Genomic DNA, 19,058 nt, shown 5'->3' with positions numbered 1-19,058 from the left:
GGCCACGGCGATCAGCACGGCGCCGAGGCCGACCGCGTGCGGACCGTCCATCCCCAGCACCCAGGCGACGGTTCCGATCACGACGCCGATCGCGGCGCAGCCGACGGCACGCCACAGCGTCCGGGCGCGGCTCATCGCGTCTCCCCCGGCCGCGAGGCGGCGGTCGCATCCTGCCAGGACGCCCGCAGCGACAGCAGCGCCTCTCGGGCGATCCGCACGTCGTCCGCGGTCACCGGCCCATCGCCGAACCGGACCCGCTGGTAGACGTCGAGGAGGGCGCGGGCGGCGACACGCTCCGGGGCGACCCGCGCGACGACACGCGCCACGAACTCTCCGGGGGTCTCGGCGGGCAGGCGGCGCACACCGGAATCGGCGGCCCCCTCCTCCAGCCCCAGCCAGGCGCGCTCGATCGCGCTGCGCGGCTGCCGCGGCTCCTCGAGGGCGTCCAGGGCGCGATCCAGCCCCCGGCGGATCGGTTCCGGCAGCGGGGCCTCCGGCACGGCGGCGAGGTCGCTCTCGGTCACCGTCCCGAGGGCCACCGGGGCGGTGACCTCGCGGGCGCGCAGACGGCGACGCAGGTACCGACACAGGAGCGCGGCCACGACGATGACGATCACCACGAGCAGGGCGACCAGCACCCAGCTGAGGTCGAGCCGGGCGGGATGGACGAGGTCCTGCGGTTCGGGGGTTCCGGTGGCCGCCGGGGCGCTGTTGCGCGGCGGGGTGACCTCGGCATCCGGAAACGTGATGCGGGGCGGCCCGAACGTCGGCTGTCCCTGCAGCGCCACCGCGACAGCGGCGACGGCGAGCAGCACCGCCCCCGCGGCGGGGACGACCCACCGCGGCCACGCCGCCTTCGAGCTCACCCTGCCACCGTAGCGCGCCGGTGCCGCCTCCGACGCAGCGATCCGGAAGCCTCGCCGCAGGACGCGGCGACGGCCGTACCCGCTCAGCCCAGGTGGCCGGCCTTCTCCATCTGACGCAGATCGCGCTTGAGGTCCGAGAGCTCGTCGCGCAGCCGTGCCGCCAGCTCGAACTTGAGCTCGCCCGCCGCCGCCAGCATCTGCTGGTTCAGATCGGCGATCAGCCCCTCCAGCTCCGCCGCGCCCTGCGCCGCGATACCGCCGTTGCGCAGGTTGGGCGTCGGGCTCTTGCGCTTCTGCTCGCGGCCGGCGAGCATCCGGGCGGTGTCCGCCTCTTCGCGCGCCAGCACATCGGTGATGTCGGCGATCCGCTTGCGCAACGGCTGAGGATCGATGCCGTTGACCCGGTTGTACTCCAGCTGCTTGTCGCGACGCCGGTCGGTCTCCTCGATGGCCCGCTTCATCGAGTCCGTGAGCACGTCCGCATACATGTGCACCTGACCCGAGACGTTGCGCGCGGCACGACCGATGGTCTGGATCAGCGAGGTCGAGGACCGCAGGAAGCCCTCCTTGTCGGCATCGAGGATCGCCACCAGCGACACCTCGGGCAGGTCCAGGCCCTCACGGAGCAGGTTGATGCCGACGAGCACGTCGTAGACGCCCGCCCGGAGCTCGGTGAGCAGCTCGACGCGGCGCAGCGTGTCGACGTCCGAGTGCAGGTAGCGCACCCGGACCCCGGCCTCGGCCAGGAAGTCGGTCAGCTCCTCCGCCATCTTCTTGGTCAGCGTCGTCACGAGGATGCGCTCGTCGCGCTCCACCCGCACCCGGATCTCCTCGAGCAGGTCGTCGATCTGCCCCTTGGTCGGCTTGACGACGATCTCCGGGTCGACCAGTCCGGTCGGGCGGATGATCTGCTCGACGATGCCGTCGGCGATCCCCATCTCGTACTGCCCGGGCGTCGCCGACAGGTAGACCGTCTGACCCACCCGGTCCTTGAACTCGTTCCAGCGCAGCGGACGGTTGTCGAGGGCGCTCGGCAGGCGGAAGCCGTGCTCCACGAGCGTGCGCTTGCGCGACGCGTCGCCCTCGTACATCGCACCGATCTGCGGGACGGTCACATGGGACTCGTCGATCACGACCAGGAAGTCGTCCGGGAAGTAGTCGAGGAGGCAGTTGGGGGCTTCGCCGGCCTGGCGGCCGTCGATGTGCCGGGAGTAGTTCTCGATGCCGGAGCAGAAGCCGATCTGCTCCATCATCTCGAGGTCGAACTGGGTGCGCATGCGCAGACGCTGCGCCTCCAGGAGCTTGCCCTCCCGCTCCAGCTCGACCAGCCGGTCGTGCAGCTCGGTCTGGATGGTTCCGATCGCGCGCTGCATGGTCACCGGGCTCGCGGCGTAGTGCGTCGCGGGGAAGACCGACACGGCGTCCAGCTTCGCGATCACGTCGCCGGTGAGCGGGTGCAGCGAATAGAGCGCCTCGATCTCGTCGCCGAACATCTCGATGCGGATCGCGTGCTCCTCGTACACCGGGATGATCTCGATGGTGTCTCCGCGCACACGGAACTTGCCGCGGGAGAAGTCGATGTCGTTGCGCTCGTACTGCATGTTGACGAAGCGGCGGATCAGCGCGTCGCGGCCGATCGTCTGGCCCACCTGCAGCGCGACCATCGCCTCCAGGTACTCCTCCGCCGCGCCGAGGCCGTAGATGCAGGACACCGTGGAGACGACCACGACGTCACGCCTGCTCAGCAGGGAGTTGGTGGTGGAGTGCCGGAGCCGCTCGACCTCCGAGTTGATCGACGAGTCCTTCTCGATGAAGGTGTCCGTCTGCGGCACGTAGGCCTCGGGCTGGTAGTAGTCGTAGTAGGAGACGAAGTACTCCACCGCGTTGTTCGGCAGCAGCTCGCGGAACTCGTTGGCGAGCTGCGCGGCCAGGGTCTTGTTGTGCGCGAGCACCAGGGTCGGCCGCTGCACCTGCTCGATCAGCCAGGCGGTCGTGGCCGACTTGCCGGTTCCGGTGGCGCCGAGCAGCACCACGTCCGTCTCGCCGGCATTGATCCGGCCCGCGAGCTCGGCGATCGCCTGCGGCTGGTCGCCACTCGGGGTGTACTCGCTGACGACCTCGAAGGGGCGGACGGCGCGCGTGGGTTCCATGCGTCAAGCCTAGGCCGGACCACCGACACCGCCGTCGGCTCTCGCTGAGAGCGGAATGGCGGCTACGCGCGCTGCGTCAGCCGCTCCCAGAGCGCATCGACCTGCTGGCGGGTGTGCGCGAGAGTGCCGTCGGTATCGATCACGACGTCGGCGACGGCGAGGCGCTCCTCGTCGGTCGCCTGCGATCGGATCCGGCGCTCGGCCTCCGCCCGGTCCATCCCGCGCAGCGCGACCAGCCGCTCGACGCGCGTTCCGGCCGCCGCGTGCGCGACGACGACCAGCTCGAACGGGTACTCGTTGGCCGACTCCACCAGCAACGGCACGTCGTAGACGACGATCGCACCGGGGTCCGCCTCGGCGGCGGCCGCGAATCGTGCGGTCGACTCGGCCAGCACCGCGGGATGCGTGATGGCGTTGAGGGCGAGGCGCGCCTCCTCGTCCGCGAAGACGATCGCGCCCAGCGCCGGGCGGTCCAGGCTCCCGTCGGCCGCGATCACGCCCGGCCCGAAGCGCTCGGCGATCGCCGCCAGGGCCGGTCGGCCGGGTTCGACGACCTCCCGGGCGATGCGATCCGCGTCCACGACGACGGCGCCGTGCTCCGCGAGCCGGGAGGCGATGGTCGATTTGCCGGAGGCGATCCCTCCGGTGAGTCCGATCAGCTGCACCCGCCCAGCCTAACGGCCGGGCGACGGCGCGCGGGCATGTCGGGAACGCCGAACGGCCGGCCCCCGTGGGGACCGGCCGTTCGGTGAGACGTGCTCCGTGGAGCCCGGACTCAGTTGTTGGAGCTGAGCTTCTCGCGCAGGGCGGCGAGGGACTCGTCGTCGGCGAGGGTTCCGCCGTTGCCGGTCTCGCTCGAGAAGGACGAGGTGCCGGTGTCGGCCGCGGCCTCTTCCAGTCCCTTGGCGACCTGGCGCTTGTGCGCCTCCCAGCGAGCCTGGGCCGCGGCGTACTGCTGCTCCCACTCCTCGCGCTGGGTGTCGAAGCCTTCCTTCCACTCGTTGGTCTCCGCGTCGAAGCCCTCGGGGTACTTGTAGTTCCCCTGCTCGTCGTACTCGGTGACCATGCCGTAGAGGGCCGGGTCGAACTCGGTGCCCTCGGGGTCGACGCCGTCGTTGGCCTGCTTGAGGCTCAGCGAGATGCGGCGACGCTCGAGGTCGATGTCGATGACCTTGACGAAGACCTCGTCACCGACCGACACGACCTGCTCCGCGAGCTCGACGTGCTTGCCGGAGAGCTCGGAGATGTGCACCAGGCCCTCGATGCCGTCCGCGACGCGGACGAAGGCACCGAACGGAACCAGCTTCGTGACCTTGCCCGGCGCGACCTGACCGATCGCGTGGGTGCGGGCGAAGACCTGCCACGGGTCCTCCTGCGTCGCCTTGAGCGACAGCGAGACGCGCTCGCGGTCCAGGTCGACCTCGAGGATCTCGACGGTGACCTCCTGGCCCACCTCGACGACCTCGGAGGCGTGCTCGATGTGCTTCCAGGAGAGCTCGGACACGTGCACGAGGCCGTCCACGCCGCCGAGGTCCACGAACGCACCGAAGTTGACGATCGAGGACACGACGCCCTTGCGGACCTGGCCCTTGTGCAGGTTGTTGAGGAACGTGGTGCGCGACTCGGACTGCGTCTGCTCGAGCAGGGCGCGGCGCGAGAGGACCACGTTGTTGCGGTTCTTGTCCAGCTCGAGGATCTTGGCCTCGATCTCCTGGCCCAGGTACGGGGTCAGGTCGCGGACGCGGCGCAGCTCGATGAGCGATGCCGGGAGGAAGCCGCGCAGACCGATGTCCACGATGAGACCACCCTTGACGACCTCGATGACCGTACCGGTGACGACACCGTCGGCCTCCTTGATCTTCTCCACGTCGCCCCACGCGCGCTCGTACTGCGCACGCTTCTTGGACAGGATGAGGCGGCCTTCCTTGTCCTCCTTCTGGAGAACGAGCGCCTCGACGGTGTCGCCGACCTCGACGACCTCGGTGGGGTCGACGTCGTGCTTGATGGAAAGCTCGCGCGAGGGGATGACACCCTCGGTCTTGTAGCCGACGTCGAGGAGGACCTCGTCGCGGTCGATCTTGACGACGGTGCCCTCGATGAGGTCTCCGTCGTTGAAGAACTTCAGCGTCTTTTCGACCGCGGCAAGAAAGTCCTCTGCGGACCCGATGTCGTTGACGGCGACCTGCTTCGGCGCCTTGTCGGTCGTTGCGGTTGTCATGTAGTGGATGCTCCGTAATGGACAGAAATCAGGCCGGACGCGAACTCGAAGTCGTGTTTCCCGCGAACGGCAGGTGGATGTGGACGTCACACAAGTGACGGTCTAGTCTACCCAGCCGACGCCCCGCGCAGCAACCCGCCTCTGTCGACGATGTCGCGGAGTGCCGGAGCGAGCGCCGGATGGGCGAAGGTGTAGCCCGCATCGAGGAGCCGCTCGGGCAGTACCCAGCGACTCTTGAGCACCAGCTCGGTCTCCGTGCGGATGGCCGCCGAGCCCACTTCGAGCATCCAGCGCGGCACCGGCAGGCCGATCCGCACGCCGAGCGCCCGGCGCAGCTCGGCCATCAGGATGCGGTTGTCCCGGGGCTCCGGGGCCGCCAGGTTGACGGTGCCGTCGAGATGCGGCCGCTCGCGCAGGAACTCGATCGCCCCGAGCACATCGTCGACGTGGATCCAGCTGAACCGCTGCCGACCGCCGCGCGCGCCGAACGCGTGGAACGTCCCGGCGTCGCGCCGCGCGGGCGTGGCGATCCAGCGACCGTCGATCTGTGCTCCGCCGAGACCGGAGCGGGCCAGTGCGCGCAGCGGCACCAGTGCGCCGTCCTCGCCCAGCACGATCGCCATTCGCAGGGCGATGCGCCGCGTGCCGGGCAGCGCGCCGTCGAACAGCTCCGCCTCCCAGGCCTTGGCCACTTCCACCGAGAACCCGGTGCCGAGCTCCCCGGCGGACTCGGTCATCGGGCGATCCTCCGCGTGTCGGTAGATCGTCGCGGTGGAGGCGTTGAACCAGACCGGCGGCGGCGCGTCCACGGTGCGGATCGCCTCCCGCAGCGCACGGGTGGTCGCGAGACGGGAACGATAGATCTCGGCGCGGTTGGCCGCCGTGTAGCGGCAGTTCACGCTCTTCCCGGCGAGGTTGATCACGACGTCCGCGCCATCCACAGCACGCCGCAGCGTCGCCGGATCGTCCCAGCGCGCGTCCGGCCCGGAGCGGCCGACGAGCAGCACCTCGTCGCCACGCGACCGGTAGTGCCCGCTCAGGAAGCGGCCGATGAAGCCGCTCGCCCCCGCGAGCACGATCCGTGCCCTCAACCGCGCCCCTCCCCCTCGATCGCGTACCGGAAGCGGCCCGCGTACTCGTAGACCCTCCCGAGCAGCGGGACGGTCACCGTGAGCGTAACGTGCTGCCGTTCCGACGCGTCGTCGAACCGTTCGACGAGCTCGACGACGGGCGCGATCGCGCGCGGGAGGGTGACCGCGAGGCCGAACGCCCGCACGGCGACGCGCGTCGACCGCAGACGCAGCCCGCCGTCGACCACGGACGCCGCGAACCAGGCGACCACCCGCACCGGGCGGCCGAGCCGATCGATCAGCACGCCGTCGCGCACCCCGATCTCGTCGCGCATCTCCCGGGTCGCGCCCCGCAGGGCGAACCGGCGCACGGCGCGGACGGCCGGTGCGCCTCCCGGCCGGGTCGTCGGGCGGTTCTCGACGGTGAACGGGACGTCGCGCTCCCACACCGGAAAGAGAATGCCCGCCCGCGCGAACGGCGCGAGCAGCAGACGCAGCAGAGGCCGCGGCGTGCCGACCGTGTCGAACACGCCGCGGCCCCGGCCGACGGCTCCGGGCGGGACGGCGTCGAAGTACGCGCGCAGTCTCGGGTGCAGGTCGTCGAACGCCTCCCCGAGCACGGCGCGATACGCCGAGGCCATTCCGCTCCCCGTTCAGTCGAGCAGGGCCGACTTCAGCGTGTCGAGGCCGACGCCGCCGATGTCGAGCGCCTTCTTGTGGAACGCCTTGATGTCGAAGGCGGCGCCTTCGCGGCGGGCGTACTCGTCGCGCAGCTGCTCCCAGATGCGCTGGCCGATCTTGTACGACGGCGCCTGCCCCGGCCAGCCGAGGTAGCGGTTCACCTCGAACCGGACGAAGCCGTCATTCATGTTGACGTTCTTTCCGAGGAACTCGAACGCGTACTCCCCCGTCCACGGGCCGGAGCCGTCGGGCAGCTGCTTCTCGAGGTGCACGCCGATGTCGAGCACGACACGGGCGGCGCGCATCCGCTGCCCGTCGAGCATGCCCAGGCGGTCTGCCGGGTCGTCGAGGTAGCCGAGCTGCTCCATCAGGCGCTCCGCGTACAGCGCCCAGCCCTCGGCGTGCCCGGAGGTGCCCGCGATGCGGCGCCACGAGTTCAGCTGCGCCTTGTTGTAGGTCGCCTGGGCGATCTGCAGGTGGTGGCCGGGAACGCCCTCGTGGTAGACCGTCGTCAGCTCGCGCCAGGTGTCGAACTCGGTGACGCCCTCGGGGACGCTCCACCACATCCGGCCGGCGCGGGCGAAGTCGTCGCTCGGACCGGTGTAGTAGATGCCGCCCTCCTGCGTCGGCGCGATCATGCACTCCAGGCGGCGGATCTCCGTCGGGATGTTGAAGTGCGACTTGCCCAGCTCCTCGATCGCGCGGTCGCTGGTCTCCTGCATCCACTTCTGCAGCGCATCGGTGCCGTGGAGCTTGCGGGCCGGGTCGCCGTCGAGGAAGGCGATGGCGTCGTGCACACTCGCGCCCGGCTTGATCTCCTTCGCGATGGCCTCCTGCTCGGCGACCATGCGCGCGAGCTCCTCGATGCCCCACTCGTAGGTCTCGTCGAGGTCGACGGTGGCGCCGAGGAAGTCACGGGAGGCGAGGGCGTAGAGCTCGCGTCCGACCGCGTCCTTCTCCGGAGCGTGGGAGGCGAGCTCGTTCTGCAGGAAGTCGGCCAGCTTCGCGTAGGCACCAGCGGACTCCGTCGCACCGGCGGCGAGGTCCGCTGCGAGCGACGCGGGGAGCTCGCCGTCTGCGGCCTTCGCTCCCGAGGCCAGCTCGAAGAAGAACCCGGTGTCGGCGACCTGCTTGTTGGCCTGCGCGAGCACCTCGCGCACCTGGCGGATGGCGGGGACGTTGCCGGCGGCGATGCCGCTGCGCAGGGTCTCGATGTAGCCGTCCATCGCGGCCGGGAGGTTGTGCAGCCGCTTCGCGACGTTCGCCCAGTCGTCCTCCGTGTCGGTGGGGACCAGGTCGAAGATCTCGCGCAGGCCCTGGGCCGGCGACGCGATCACGTTGAGGTCGCGCTGGGCGAAGCCGGCCTCGTGCTTCTCGACGGTCAGCTGCAGCTCGCGGGTGAGGTCGAGCTTGGTGATCCGGTCGATCTCGTCCACCGGATCCGCCGCCTCGATGGCGGCCAGCGCCTTCTTCACCGCGGCGATGGTCTGCTCGGAACCGGCCGGTGAGTAGTCCGAGTACTCGCCCTCGCGGCCGGGACGGCCGAGCCAGACGTGGAACTCGGGGTTGAGTTCGAGTTGGGTGTCGACCCATGCGTCAGCGATCGTGTCGATCGGCGTGGGTTCGCGCTTCTCTGCGTTCGTCATGCTCCGAGCCTAGCCGGGAGCGCCGGCCCGGTCAGTGGCCGGCGGCGTCCCAGTTCGGTCCGCGGCCGACCTGCACGTCGAGGGGCACCCGCAGGTCGGCCGCACCGGACATCCGGGTGCGGACGAGTTCCGCGAGGGCATCCCACTCGCCGGGCGCCACCTCGAAGATGAGCTCGTCGTGCACCTGGAGCAGCATGCGCGACTCGAGCCGCTGGTCGATGAGGTCGCCCGCGATGCCGAGCATGGCGATCTTCATGATGTCGGCCGCCGAGCCCTGGATCGGCGCGTTGAGCGCCTGTCGCTCCGCGTTCTCGCGCAGCACCCGGTTGGTCGACGTGAGATCGGCGAACGGCCGACGGCGTCCGAAGATCGTCTCGGTGTACCCGTCGACCCGGGCCTGCTCCACCACATTGCGCAGGTAGTCGCGCACCGCGCCGAACCGCTCGAAGTAGCCGCTCATCAGCTCCCGCGCCTCGGACGTCTCGATGCGCAGCTGCTTGGAGAGGCCGAATGCGCTGAGCCCGTAGGCGAGACCGTACGACATCGCCTTGACCTTGGTGCGCATGAGCGGGCTGACCTCCTCCGGCTCCACGCCGAAGACGCGCGCGCCGACGAAGCGGTGCAGGTCCTCCCCCGCGTTGAACGCCTCGATCAGCCCCGGGTCCTCCGAGAGGTGCGCCATGATCCGCATCTCGATCTGCGAGTAGTCGGCTGTCAGCAGGGTGTCGAAGCCCTCGCCGCGGACGAACGCCGAACGGATCTCCCGCCCCTCCTCGGTGCGGATCGGGATGTTTTGCAGGTTGGGGTCGTTCGACGAGATGCGGCCCGTGGAGGTTCCGGTCTGGTCGTAGGTGGTGTGGATGCGGCCGTCGCCGTTCACCGAACGCTCCAGCGTCTCGACGATCTGCTTGAGCTTGGTGGAGTCGCGGTGCTGCAGCAGCAGGCCGAGGAACGGGTGCGGGTTCTTCTCCTGCAGGTCCGCGAGGGAGGCGGCGTCGGTCGAGTAACCGGTCTTGGTCGCCCGCGTCTTCGGCATCTGCAGCTCCTCGAAGAGCACCTGCTGCAGCTGCTTCGGCGAGCCGAGGTTGATCTCGTGGCCGATCTGCGCGTACGCCTGAGCCGCGAAGTCGTTGGCCTTGTCGGTGAGCTCCCCGCGCAGGCGGGCGAGGACGGCGGCGTCGATCGCGACGCCCGTGAGCTCCATCTCGGCGAGGACGGCGACGAGCGGGAGCTCGATGTCGTCGAGCACGGCGCGCGTGCCGTCGTCGAGGGCGATGGCCTGGCCTTCGGCGACACGTCGGATGTACCAGGCCTCGGTCGCCGGGCTGACGGCGTCGTTGATCGGGACGAGCTGGTTGGGGTCGGAGACCGGGAGCGTCTCTCCCAGCACCTCGTAGACCTGCTCGGCGAGCGACTGCGGCGCCGCGCCCGGCTTGACCAGCCAGGAGGCGACGCGGGTGTCGAATGCGAGGCCGTCGATCACGAACCCGGCGCGGCTCAGGGCCTTGAACTGCGGCTTGGCGTGGAAGAAGTGCTTCGGTGCGGGGCCGGCGAGCCAGGTCTCCAGAGCCTCGTAATCCTTGCGGTCGGCTACCCACGGCACGTACACGGAGTCGTCGGCGGATGCGAGGCCGAAGCCGGTGACGCCCGCCGGGCCCAGCTCGACCTGGACGGCGATCGCGGTGCCGTCGGCGGATGCCTTCGACAGCCAGTGCGCCAGCTCCTCGTCCACGAGCGTGCGCACCGCCGGGGCGCCGACCGCTCCGGCGTCTCCCGCGTCGACGGCGGAGCCGGAGCCGTCGAGGAGCCCCTCCTCGGCCGCGGTCTTCATCAACCGGTCGAGCAGGGTCTTGAACTGGAGCCGGGCGAAGATGTCGCGCACGGCGGTCTCGTCGAGCGGCTTGCGCGCCAGGTCGGCAGGGCCGACCGGCAGGTCGACGTCGTCGAGCAGCTTGTTGAGCCGCCGGTTGCGCAGTGCGTTCTCCTGCTGGTCGCGCAGGTTCTGCCCCACGACGCCCTTGATCTCGTCGGCGTGCGCCACGATGTTCTCCACCGTGCCGTACTGCTGAACCCACTTGACGGCGGTCTTCTCGCCGACCTTGTCGATGCCGATCAGGTTGTCGCTCGTCTCGCCGACGAGCGCCGCGATCTCGGGGTACTGGTGCGGCTCCACGCCGTAGCGCTCGCGGACGGCGGCGGGGTCGTAGACCTTCAGCTCGGACACACCGCGCACGTTCGGGTAGAGCAGCGTGACGTCGTCGGTGACGAGCTGGATGGTGTCGCGGTCGCCCGAGACCACGAGCACCCGGTAGCCCTGCTCCGCGCCCTGGCGTGCAAGGGTGGCGAGGATGTCGTCGGCCTCGAAGTCCTCCTTGGCGATGGTGGTGATGTTCATCGCGTGCAGAGCCTCCTCGAGCAGCGGCACCTGGCCCGCGAACTCGACCGGGGTCTCGCCCCGGGTGCCCTTGTACTCCGGGTATTCGCGGGTGCGGAAGGAGTAGCGGGAGATGTCGAACGCCACGGCGAGGTGCGTCGGCTTCTGCTGCTGGAGCAGGTTGATCAGCATCGCGATGAAGCCGTGGATCGCGTTGGTGTGCTGCCCTTCGCGGTTGACGAAACTGTCCACCGGCAGGGCGTAGAACGCCCGGAATGCCAGCGAATGGCCGTCGATGATCAGAAGGGTAGGCTTTTCGGAGTCTGACACCGGACCAGCCTACAAGCCGCCGGTGACACTCCAGGCGACGACCGACGACGGTGAGGGAAGACCGAGATGACCGAGGACGCGCTCGCGTACGTGCAGCAGAGGGGGCTCGGCGCACTGGCCGAGAAGATGGGCATCGAGATGCTCGAGTTCACGGTCGAACGCGCCGTCGCGCGGATGCCCGTCGCCGGCAACACGCAGCCCGCCGACCTGCTGCACGGGGGCGCGTACGTGGTCCTCGGCGAGTCGCTCGGATCCATGTCCGCCAACCTGTTCGCGGGCGAGGGCCGCCTGGCCGTCGGCATCGAGATCAACGCGTCGCACACCCGCTCCGCGACCAGCGGCTACGTGACCGGCGTCTGCACGCCGGTCCACCTCGGCCGCACGCTGACAACGCACGAGATCGCCGTGACGGACGATCGGGGCCGCCGCTGCTCGACGATCCGCATCACGAACCTCATCAAGGACCTCGGCTGAGGCGGGTTCCGCCGCCGCGCCGCGCGACGAGCGCGGTCGTTCGGGACGTCTGCGGTGCGGCGCCGCGCCGCAACTGTCCCAAACAGCAGCAGTCGCCCAGAGCGGCGACCGTCGGAGCGGGCGGCGCGGAGCGGCGACCGCGGCAGCGCGGAGCGGCCTACTTCTTGGCGGCGAGCTGCTCGATGATGGCCTGGGCCACATCGTGCATGGTGAGGCGGCGATCCATCGACGCCTTCTGGATCCAGCGGAACGCCTCCGGCTCCGACAGGCCCATCTTCTCGTTGAGCAGGCCCTTGGCGCGGTCCACGAGCTTGCGGGTCTCGAACCGCTGCACCATGTCGGACACCTCGGCCTCGAGGGCGATGATCTGCTGGTAGCGGGCGAGCGCGATCTCGATGGCGGGGAGGAGGTCGTTCGGGGTGAAGGGCTTCACGACGTAGGCGAGGGCGCCGGCCTCGGTCGCCCGCTCCACGAGCTCCTTCTGGCTGAACGCGGTGAGCAGCACGACCGGGGCGATGTGGCCCTTCGACAGGCGCTCGGCGGCCGAGATGCCATCCAGCTGGGGCATCTTGACGTCCATGATCACCAGATCGGGACGCAGTTCGGTCGCCAGGGCGACGGCGGTCTCGCCATCGCCGGCCTCTCCCACGACCTCGAATCCGTTGTCGCGCAGGGTCTCGACGATGTCGAGGCGGATCAGCGATTCGTCCTCCGCCACGACGACGCGGCGAGGGGCGGTTGGGGTGGTTTCCTGGTCAGTCACGCATGAAAGCCTACGGTATTGTTCTGGTGTTGTTGTGCGCCGCTGTGGCGGAATGGCAGACGCGGAGCACTCAAAATGCTTTGTCCGGAAGGGCGTGTGGGTTCGAGTCCCACCAGCGGCACGACAGAGACACGCACGATCGACGGCTCCGTCGAGCGATCCCGGGTCAGCCGCGCGCCCGGGTGAGCCGGAGCGCCAGCACCGGGCAGAGCGCCACCGCATCCTCCGCCGCCGCCCGCTGATCCGCCCGGAGCGGGATGTCGGAACCGGTCGCGGCCGGCTCCCCCACGGCGAACGGGAAGCCCCAGTCGTCGCGCGCGATCGTCCCATCCAGCAGTTCGGCGCAGAGTCCCCTGCCGTCGCAGCGCGTCCAATCGATGTGCAGTGACACCGGGTCGGCGCTCATCGTCCGCCCCCGTGCGACGCGACCGGCACGGTCTGCGGCACGGTCTTCGGCACGGTCTGCGGCGCGCGGGCCCCGGGCGCGTCGGCCTGCGGACTCGCACCCCGGCACTGCCCGGAGGCGTGGGCGTGCACGTCCGCGGCGAACACCCGCAGGGCGCTGCGGGCCAGACGCGCCGCGCCATCGGGGTGGTGGCACGATCCGCGCCCGTCGACGACGTCGGCGAGGCGTACCGCTTCGGCGGCCGCCCGTGGCGCCAGGCGACCGGCGGCGAGCTCTGCGAATCGGGCCGCCAGAGCGGGCAGCCCGAAGCGGCAGGGGCCGCACTGACCGGCGGAGGCGTCCGCGAGCTCGGCCAGGATGTCCGCGGTCACGGCGAGGCCGCAGCGGTGCGCGCCCAGCGCGTGGATCACGCCGGCGCCGGGGCCCGCTCCCCACGGGGCCAGACCCTCCGTGGAGAACGACGCGGCGAATCCGGCCGGTGGGACCCGTGCGCCATGGTAGCCGCCGACGAGGACGGCGCTCACCCGGTGAGGGTTGCCTCCGGCCGACCGCACGGCTTCGGCGAGGGAGATCGCGGTCGACGCCTCGACGACCCCGGGGGCGGGGACGTCGCCGCTCAGGGTCAGCAGGCGCGTCCCCGGATCGGACGCGGCGCCGACGGAGCGGAACCAGGCGCCGCCGTAACGGGCGACGAGAGCCAGCTGGGCCAGCGTCTCGATGTTGTGCACCAGCGTCGGCCGCCCGTCGAGGCCCGACGCGCTCAGCCGCCGGGTGCGATCGGTGGGAGCCGCGACGCCGGTCTGCAGTTGTCGCACCACGGCGCTCGCCTCTCCGGCGACGAATCCCTCCGCCGCCGCAACGAGCTCGATCGAGCCGGCGTCGGATCGTTCGGCGACCGCCGCGCGCACCGCCGCCGACGCCTCCGGCCGCACCGACAGGATCGCGCGGTCGGCTCCGAGCGCCTCGGCGGCGATGAGCAGGCCGTCGATCACGAGCTGCGGCGCGTTCTCGAGCAAGACCGCGTCCTTCGCGCTCCACGGCTCCCCTTCGCCGCCGTTGGCGATCACGACCGCTCCCCGGCGGCCACCGGTCGCGGCGAGTTTGCGGAAGGCGGGGAAGGAGCCTCCGCCGCGACCGGTGAGTCCGGCGTGTTCGAGTTCACGCACCAGGGCGTCGGCCCCGGGATACGGACGCGGGCCGAACACCGCTGCGTGACGCAGCGCGTCGGCATGCGGGCCGGCGGCCAGCAGCCGGGTCGTGGCCGTGCCGGCCGTGGACGGACGGTCCTCTGCGATCATGCTCATGACAGCTCCCCTCTGCGCACCCGGGCGCTCTCGACGAATCCGCTGGAGAGCCGCCACAGCACGGCTGCGACCACGAGCGCGACCGATGCGGCCGCGACGACGAGCATCCACGGGCTCGTGCCGTCCGTCCCGGCGCCGATCGAGTGGGCCAGGGCGATCGGCCACATCAGGTAGGCGGCCCAGTGGACCACCCGGAACACCCGCTGTCCCAGCCGCCGTCGCAGCAGCGCCGTGACGACGACGGCGATCAGGAGGTCGGAGGCCACGGTCCCCAGGCCGAGCCAGAACGGACTCCAGGCGCCGACGAACGGCACGACCAGGTCGACCACCGTCAGCTTGGCGTAGCTGTCGAAGAGCAGGGTGCCCACGTGCAGGGCCAGGAAGACCACGGCCAGGAGCGAGACGTTGCGGTGCACGAGCGTCACCGAGAATCGCGGCAGACCGGGCAACGGCCGTCCCGACCGTGTCACGATCCCGAGCACCACGGCCGCGCTGAAGAGGAGGAGGGCGGCCACCCCGCTGCCGCGGCCGACCGCCCAGAGCACGCTATCCATCGCGCGCCTCCACCGGCCACGCCCCCGTGCGGACGATTCCCCCGTCCAGGGCGACGAGGCGGGCGTCCGCACCCCGGGAGGTCAGCCAGCCCACGGCGGCAGGACCGCGCACGATCGCCGCGGTGCTGAGCGCGTTCGCGGTGACGCAGCGGCGGGCCGCGACGCTCACCGAGCGCCAGCGCGCGTCGACCGGGAGGCCGTATCGCGGGTCCAGGATGTGGTGCGCGGTGCCCTCGGCCGTCCGCCAGCGGCGTTTGCCGGTGCTCGAGGTCGCGATCGCGGAGCCGTTCGGGATCGACACCTGCTGCGACGGATCCTCCGCCCGGTCCTGCACCAGGACCTCCCAGCGGCGCCGGGCGGGTCCGGCGGTCGCGAGGTCGCCCCCGAGCGAGACCAGCACGGAGGCACCGGTCGCGTCGGCGACCAGGTGGGCGATCCGATCGGCGGCGTGCGCCTTCGCGCTGGCGCCGAGGTCGAGGCGCAGTCCGGGCGGGAGATGCAGCCGGCCGTCCTCCAGTCGAGTGCGCCGCCACCCCGCGCGACGCGGCCGTCGGAGGCTGAGGCTGACGCCCGCGATCCCATCCGGCACCGGGAGCTCGGCGAAGTCCCGGTCGTATCCGATCGCCTCCAGGTCGGCCCCGAGGGTCGGGTCGACGGCGCCGTCCGTGTCGGCCGCCACGGCGAGCGCGGTCTCCAGGTACTCGGCGAACAGCGGGCTGACGGCGATGCCCTCGGCGGGCCGGGGTCCGCGGTTCACCCGGGAGAGCTCGGAGTCGGGCTCGAACCGGCTGCAGACCGCGGTCGCCGCGGTCAGTTCGGCGTCGGCGATGCGTCGGGCGGCGGTCAGCGCGGCGGGGTCGTCGATCACCAGGGAGGCGGCGACACCCCAGACCTGCCAGTCGGAGCGGGCCTCGGCGAGCGCCGCGCCGCGATCAGGAGCCGGATGACGTCCCACTGGAGGCACCTCCCCCGCTCTGCTGCACACCGCTGGAGGTGTCGCCGGAACTGCTGGAGCCGCCCGACGTCGACGAGCCGGAGTCGGTACCCGACGTGGCCGTACCCGACGAGGAGGTGCCCGACCTGGATGACCCCGACGTGGAGGACCCCGATGACGCCGTGCCCGACGACGACGATCCGCTCGTCGAGCCCGAAGCGGTCTGCGCCCCGCCGAGGAGCGCCCCCGTCAGGACGCCGGTCACGGCGAGCCCTGCTGCACCCGCTGCGACGGTCGCACCGAGCGCCGCTCTCCGTCCGCGCGTTCGTGGATCCATGGTGCGCCTCCCGTGTCCGTCGTCTTCTCGTGCGATCAGACTGACGGGCGGACCTCGGCACCGGCTTTCCCGGGGCAGGGAGGGTTCTGCGGACGTCCTGTGCGCCGCCTATGGACGGCGATGCGGCTGTGCGCCGCCGCTCAGATGCGGGCGCCGACGACGGTGGCGGCGAACCGGCGCGCACGCTCCGCGAGGCCCGCGATGCGGTCGGCGATCACCAGGTCAGCATCGAACCCGACGAACTGCGGCGGCGGTGTGCGGCGCACATTGACGCTGCACTCGAATTCCCCGCACACGTGCGTGCCGACGGTGTCGCCGTTGCGTCCGGCCTGTCCCGCGCGACGGGCGGACCAGAAGTAGACGTCCCGCGGGTAGTGCACGTCCTGGCACCAGCCGCAGAGGGAGGGCGCGTGGGACCGCATGGAGGCCTCCGACGCGCGCAGCAGGATGCCGACGGGGCCGTCGGCGGTGGGGATGACGACGTAGCCGCGTTGCGGCAGCCGGGGGTCGCGCCAGCCGAGGTATTCGCGCCGGGCCCAGTCGATCTCGTGCATGCCGGGCGGCAGGGGCATGTCGTCGGCCTCGCTGCGCGTGCAGTTGACGAACGCGGCGCGGAGCTGCTCTTCGGTCAGGCTGTCCATCTCCACCTCCGGTCTCCATGCTCGCACAGGTTGACCTTGCCGCCGGGGGCAGGGCTTAGCGTGCCGACATGACCACCATCGACAGCGTCACCGACGCCACCTTCGCCGCCGAGGTCCTCGCGGCATCCGGCACCACCCTCGTCGAGTTCTGGGCGGAGTGGTGCGGCCCCTGCCGTGCCCTCGGCCCCGTGCTGGAGCAGGTCGCCCGCGAGCACGACGGCGCCCTCCGCGTCGTGAAGATCAATGCGGACGACAACCCTCGCACCGCCGCCGAGTACCGCGCCCTCGCCCTCCCGTTCATGAAGGTCTTCCGCGACGGCGAGCCGGTCGGCACCATCATCGGAGCCAAGCCCAGACCCGCCATGGAGCAGGCGCTGGCGCCGTATCTGCCCTGACGCCCCCGCGTCAGGTGAGGTGGTCGAACGCACCGCTCACCCAGCCGATGTAACGCTCTGCGGAGCGCAGGACGACCTCCCGCGCGTCCTGGGGGATGCGGTTGCCCAGGTTGCCGTACATCCGGTCGAGCGGACGGTCGCAGACCGCGTCGGCCACGCGACGCACCACGGCGGCCGAGAGCGGGATGTCGTTGGGGAAGCTGCGCTGGAACGTCACCCAGCGCTGCGACGGTCCGGGGAAGACGGTGTCGCCGCTGAGCACGACGCCGCGCTCCCAGTGCACCACTGCGCTGCCCGGGAAGTGGCCGCCGATCGTCCGCAGGAGCACCCCGGGAAGGATCTCGCGCTCGCCGCTCCAGGTCTCGATGCTCGGGGACTCCCGCTGCACCCACTGCCGGTCCGCGGCATGGACCAGCACCGGGATGTCCCCGAGCATCCGCGACCACGCGGTCTGCGCACCGAACATGTGCGGGTGGCTCGTGGCGATCACGGCGGCGCCGCCCAGATCCTGCACGGCGGCTGCCGCCGCTTCGTCGACGTAGCCTGTCGGGTCCCAGAGGAGGTTGCCGTCGGGCGTGCGCACGAGGAGCGCCTGCTGGCCGATCCCTACCTGGGGCTCGCTGCGCAGCCCGTAGAGATCGGCCTCCAGCTCGGTGACCACTACGTGCTCGCCCTCGCGCTGCAGCTGTCGTAGCGTCGTCCAGCGCTGCCCGGCGGGCGGCACGTACTGCCGCTCGTCCTCGCAGATCGGGCAGGACGCGGGAGGGGCGTCCCCCTCCGGCTGTTCCACGGCGCACGCGGCGCACAACCACTCGGCCATGCAGCGGACTGTAGACGGAATACGCCCGGGCCGCCACGCCTTGCACCTCGGTGTGAAGAAGATCGGATTCCTCTCGTTCGGCCACTATCAGGAGGTGCCCGGCTCGGTCGTGCGCACCGCGGGCGACGCCCTGCGGCAGAGCATCGAGCTCGCCGTCGCCGCGGAGGAGCTGGGAGCCGACGGCGCGTTCTTCCGCGTGCATCACTTCGCCCCGCAGCTCGCCTCGCCCTTCCCTCTTCTTGCCGCGATCGGCGCCCGCACGAACCGCATCGAGATCGGCACCGGCGTGATCGACATGCGTTACGAGCACCCGCTCTACATGGCCGAGGATGCCGCGGCGGCCGACCTCATCAGCGAGGGGAGGCTGCAGCTCGGTGTGAGCCGGGGATCACCCGAGACCGCCCTGCGCGGCTACGAGTCGTTCGGGTACTACCCGAACGACGAGGAGTCCGACGCCGACCTGGCCCGCCGCCACACCGAGCTCTTCCGCGCCGCGATCGCCGGCGCCGGCATCGCGCAGGCCAACCCGCAGATGACCGGCCGCACCGGTGCCCTCGCCATCGAGCCGCAGTCCCCCGGCCTCGGCGACCGCATCTGGTGGGGCGCCGGTTCGCGGGCGACCGCGGTCTGGGCCGCCGAGCAGGGCATGAACCTGATGAGCTCGACGCTGCTCACCGAGGACACCGGCGCGGCGTTCTCCGACCTGCAGGCCGAGCAGATCCAGCTCTACCGGGACGCCTGGGCCTCGGCCGGCTGGGAGCGCGAACCGCGCGTCTCGGTCAGCCGCAGCATCATGCCGATCACGACCGACCTCGACCGCCGCTACTTCGGCGCCTCCGCGCAGGCCGACCGCCGCGACCAGGTCGGCCACCTCGACGGCGGCATCGCCCGCTTCGGCAAGAGCTATGTCGGCGAGCCCGATGCGCTGATCGAGGAGCTGCGCGGCGACGCGGCCGTCGCGGCGGCGGACACGCTGCTGCTCACGGTCCCGAACCAGCTCGGCGTCGACTACAACGCCCACCTGCTCGAGACCGTCGTCACGCAGATCGCGCCCGCCCTCGGCTGGCGGTAGCCCGCGCCGGCTGGAGGTCACGC

18 protein-coding genes and 1 tRNA gene are annotated in these 19,058 nt (G+C 71.2%); 4 read left to right on the top strand and 15 right to left on the bottom strand.

What is annotated here, in order from left to right; all coding sequences use genetic code 11:
- Window positions 1–131: 131 nt before the first annotated feature.
- From U870_RS0102115 to polA, 8 genes are all read right to left on the bottom strand, one after another.
- Complete coding sequence (locus U870_RS0102115; RefSeq protein WP_025155769.1) at window positions 132–866, bottom strand: DUF4129 domain-containing protein; 735 nt, start codon at window positions 864–866, stop codon at window positions 132–134.
- An 83-nt stretch (window positions 867–949) separates the two neighbouring features.
- On the bottom strand, window positions 950–3,016 hold the full coding sequence (gene uvrB / locus U870_RS0102110) for an excinuclease ABC subunit UvrB (RefSeq protein WP_025155768.1): 2,067 nt from the start codon (window positions 3,014–3,016) through the stop codon (window positions 950–952).
- A gap of 62 nt (window positions 3,017–3,078) precedes the next feature.
- Window positions 3,079–3,681: a dephospho-CoA kinase gene (gene coaE / locus U870_RS0102105; protein WP_025155767.1), complete on the bottom strand. Its 603-nt coding sequence runs from the start codon at window positions 3,679–3,681 to the stop codon at window positions 3,079–3,081.
- A 110-nt stretch (window positions 3,682–3,791) separates the two neighbouring features.
- Complete coding sequence (gene rpsA, locus U870_RS0102100; RefSeq protein WP_025155766.1) at window positions 3,792–5,234, bottom strand: 30S ribosomal protein S1; 1,443 nt, start codon at window positions 5,232–5,234, stop codon at window positions 3,792–3,794.
- Between the two features lie 107 nt (window positions 5,235–5,341).
- Window positions 5,342–6,325 carry an epimerase gene (locus U870_RS0102095; protein WP_029947068.1) on the bottom strand — a complete coding sequence of 328 codons (984 nt, stop codon included), beginning with the start codon at window positions 6,323–6,325 and terminating at the stop codon, window positions 5,342–5,344.
- Window positions 6,322–6,945, bottom strand: coding sequence for a DUF4166 domain-containing protein (locus tag U870_RS0102090; RefSeq protein WP_025155764.1), 624 nt, complete (start codon window positions 6,943–6,945; stop codon window positions 6,322–6,324). Before U870_RS0102090 ends, U870_RS0102095 begins: the two co-directional genes overlap by 4 nt.
- A gap of 12 nt (window positions 6,946–6,957) precedes the next feature.
- Entirely contained in the window at window positions 6,958–8,631 is a 1,674-nt protein-coding gene (locus tag U870_RS0102085; protein ID WP_025155763.1) for a DUF885 domain-containing protein, read from the bottom strand.
- A 31-nt stretch (window positions 8,632–8,662) separates the two neighbouring features.
- Window positions 8,663–11,335, bottom strand: a complete 2,673-nt coding sequence (gene polA, locus U870_RS0102080; RefSeq protein ID WP_025155762.1) for a DNA polymerase I — start codon at window positions 11,333–11,335, stop codon at window positions 8,663–8,665.
- Window positions 11,336–11,401: 66 nt separating this feature from the next.
- On the opposite strand from polA, the gene U870_RS0102075 reads away from it, so the two are divergent.
- Complete coding sequence (locus U870_RS0102075; RefSeq protein WP_025155761.1) at window positions 11,402–11,809, top strand: hotdog fold thioesterase; 408 nt, start codon at window positions 11,402–11,404, stop codon at window positions 11,807–11,809.
- 157 nt (window positions 11,810–11,966) lie between these two features.
- Here the strand turns inward: U870_RS0102075 and U870_RS0102070 are convergent, their stop codons facing one another.
- On the bottom strand, window positions 11,967–12,572 hold the full coding sequence (locus U870_RS0102070) for an ANTAR domain-containing response regulator (protein WP_025155760.1): 606 nt from the start codon (window positions 12,570–12,572) through the stop codon (window positions 11,967–11,969).
- 38 nt (window positions 12,573–12,610) lie between these two features.
- Between U870_RS0102070 and U870_RS0102065 the strand changes: the two genes are divergently transcribed.
- A tRNA-Leu gene (locus U870_RS0102065) sits at window positions 12,611–12,693 on the top strand.
- 45 nt (window positions 12,694–12,738) lie between these two features.
- Here the strand turns inward: U870_RS0102065 and U870_RS0102060 are convergent.
- The 5 genes from U870_RS0102060 to U870_RS0102040 all read right to left on the bottom strand — a co-directional run bounded on the left by U870_RS0102060 (window position 12,739) and on the right by U870_RS0102040 (window position 16,748).
- Window positions 12,739–12,978 carry a ferredoxin gene (locus U870_RS0102060; RefSeq protein ID WP_025155759.1) on the bottom strand — a complete coding sequence of 80 codons (240 nt, stop codon included), beginning with the start codon at window positions 12,976–12,978 and terminating at the stop codon, window positions 12,739–12,741.
- A complete protein-coding gene (locus tag U870_RS0102055) occupies window positions 12,975–14,282 on the bottom strand; it encodes an NADH-ubiquinone oxidoreductase-F iron-sulfur binding region domain-containing protein (RefSeq protein WP_025155758.1) in 1,308 nt (435 codons plus the stop codon). Before U870_RS0102055 ends, U870_RS0102060 begins: the two co-directional genes overlap by 4 nt.
- Entirely contained in the window at window positions 14,279–14,836 is a 558-nt protein-coding gene (locus tag U870_RS0102050) for a ferric reductase-like transmembrane domain-containing protein (RefSeq protein WP_025155757.1), read from the bottom strand. The genes U870_RS0102055 and U870_RS0102050 overlap by 4 nt, the downstream gene beginning before the upstream one ends.
- Window positions 14,829–15,791, bottom strand: a complete 963-nt coding sequence (locus tag U870_RS0102045; protein WP_025155756.1) for an FAD:protein FMN transferase — start codon at window positions 15,789–15,791, stop codon at window positions 14,829–14,831. The genes U870_RS0102050 and U870_RS0102045 overlap by 8 nt, the downstream gene beginning before the upstream one ends.
- A gap of 456 nt (window positions 15,792–16,247) precedes the next feature.
- The gene (locus U870_RS0102040; RefSeq protein WP_025155755.1) at window positions 16,248–16,748 is read right to left on the bottom strand and encodes an FBP domain-containing protein; all 501 of its coding nucleotides are present in this window, start codon (window positions 16,746–16,748) and stop codon (window positions 16,248–16,250) included.
- A 68-nt stretch (window positions 16,749–16,816) separates the two neighbouring features.
- Here U870_RS0102040 and U870_RS0102035 point away from each other — a divergent pair, with 68 nt between their 5' ends.
- Entirely contained in the window at window positions 16,817–17,143 is a 327-nt protein-coding gene (locus U870_RS0102035) for a thioredoxin family protein (protein ID WP_025155754.1), read from the top strand.
- A 10-nt stretch (window positions 17,144–17,153) separates the two neighbouring features.
- Here U870_RS0102035 and U870_RS0102030 read toward each other — a convergent pair whose 3' ends face one another.
- A complete protein-coding gene (locus U870_RS0102030; RefSeq protein WP_025155753.1) occupies window positions 17,154–17,963 on the bottom strand; it encodes a hydrolase in 810 nt (269 codons plus the stop codon).
- Between U870_RS0102030 and U870_RS0102025 the strand changes: the two genes are divergently transcribed.
- Window positions 17,962–19,035, top strand: a complete 1,074-nt coding sequence (locus U870_RS0102025; RefSeq protein ID WP_052357498.1) for an LLM class flavin-dependent oxidoreductase — start codon at window positions 17,962–17,964, stop codon at window positions 19,033–19,035. The genes U870_RS0102030 and U870_RS0102025 overlap by 2 nt on opposite strands.
- Window positions 19,036–19,058 lie beyond the last annotated feature (23 nt).

The organism is Leifsonia aquatica H1aii (assembly GCF_000633535.1).
Classification (GTDB): domain Bacteria; phylum Actinomycetota; class Actinomycetes; order Actinomycetales; family Microbacteriaceae; genus Leifsonia; species Leifsonia aquatica_A.
Note: the sequence above shows the minus strand (reverse complement) of the source record. Positions and strands in the feature narration are given on the sequence as shown.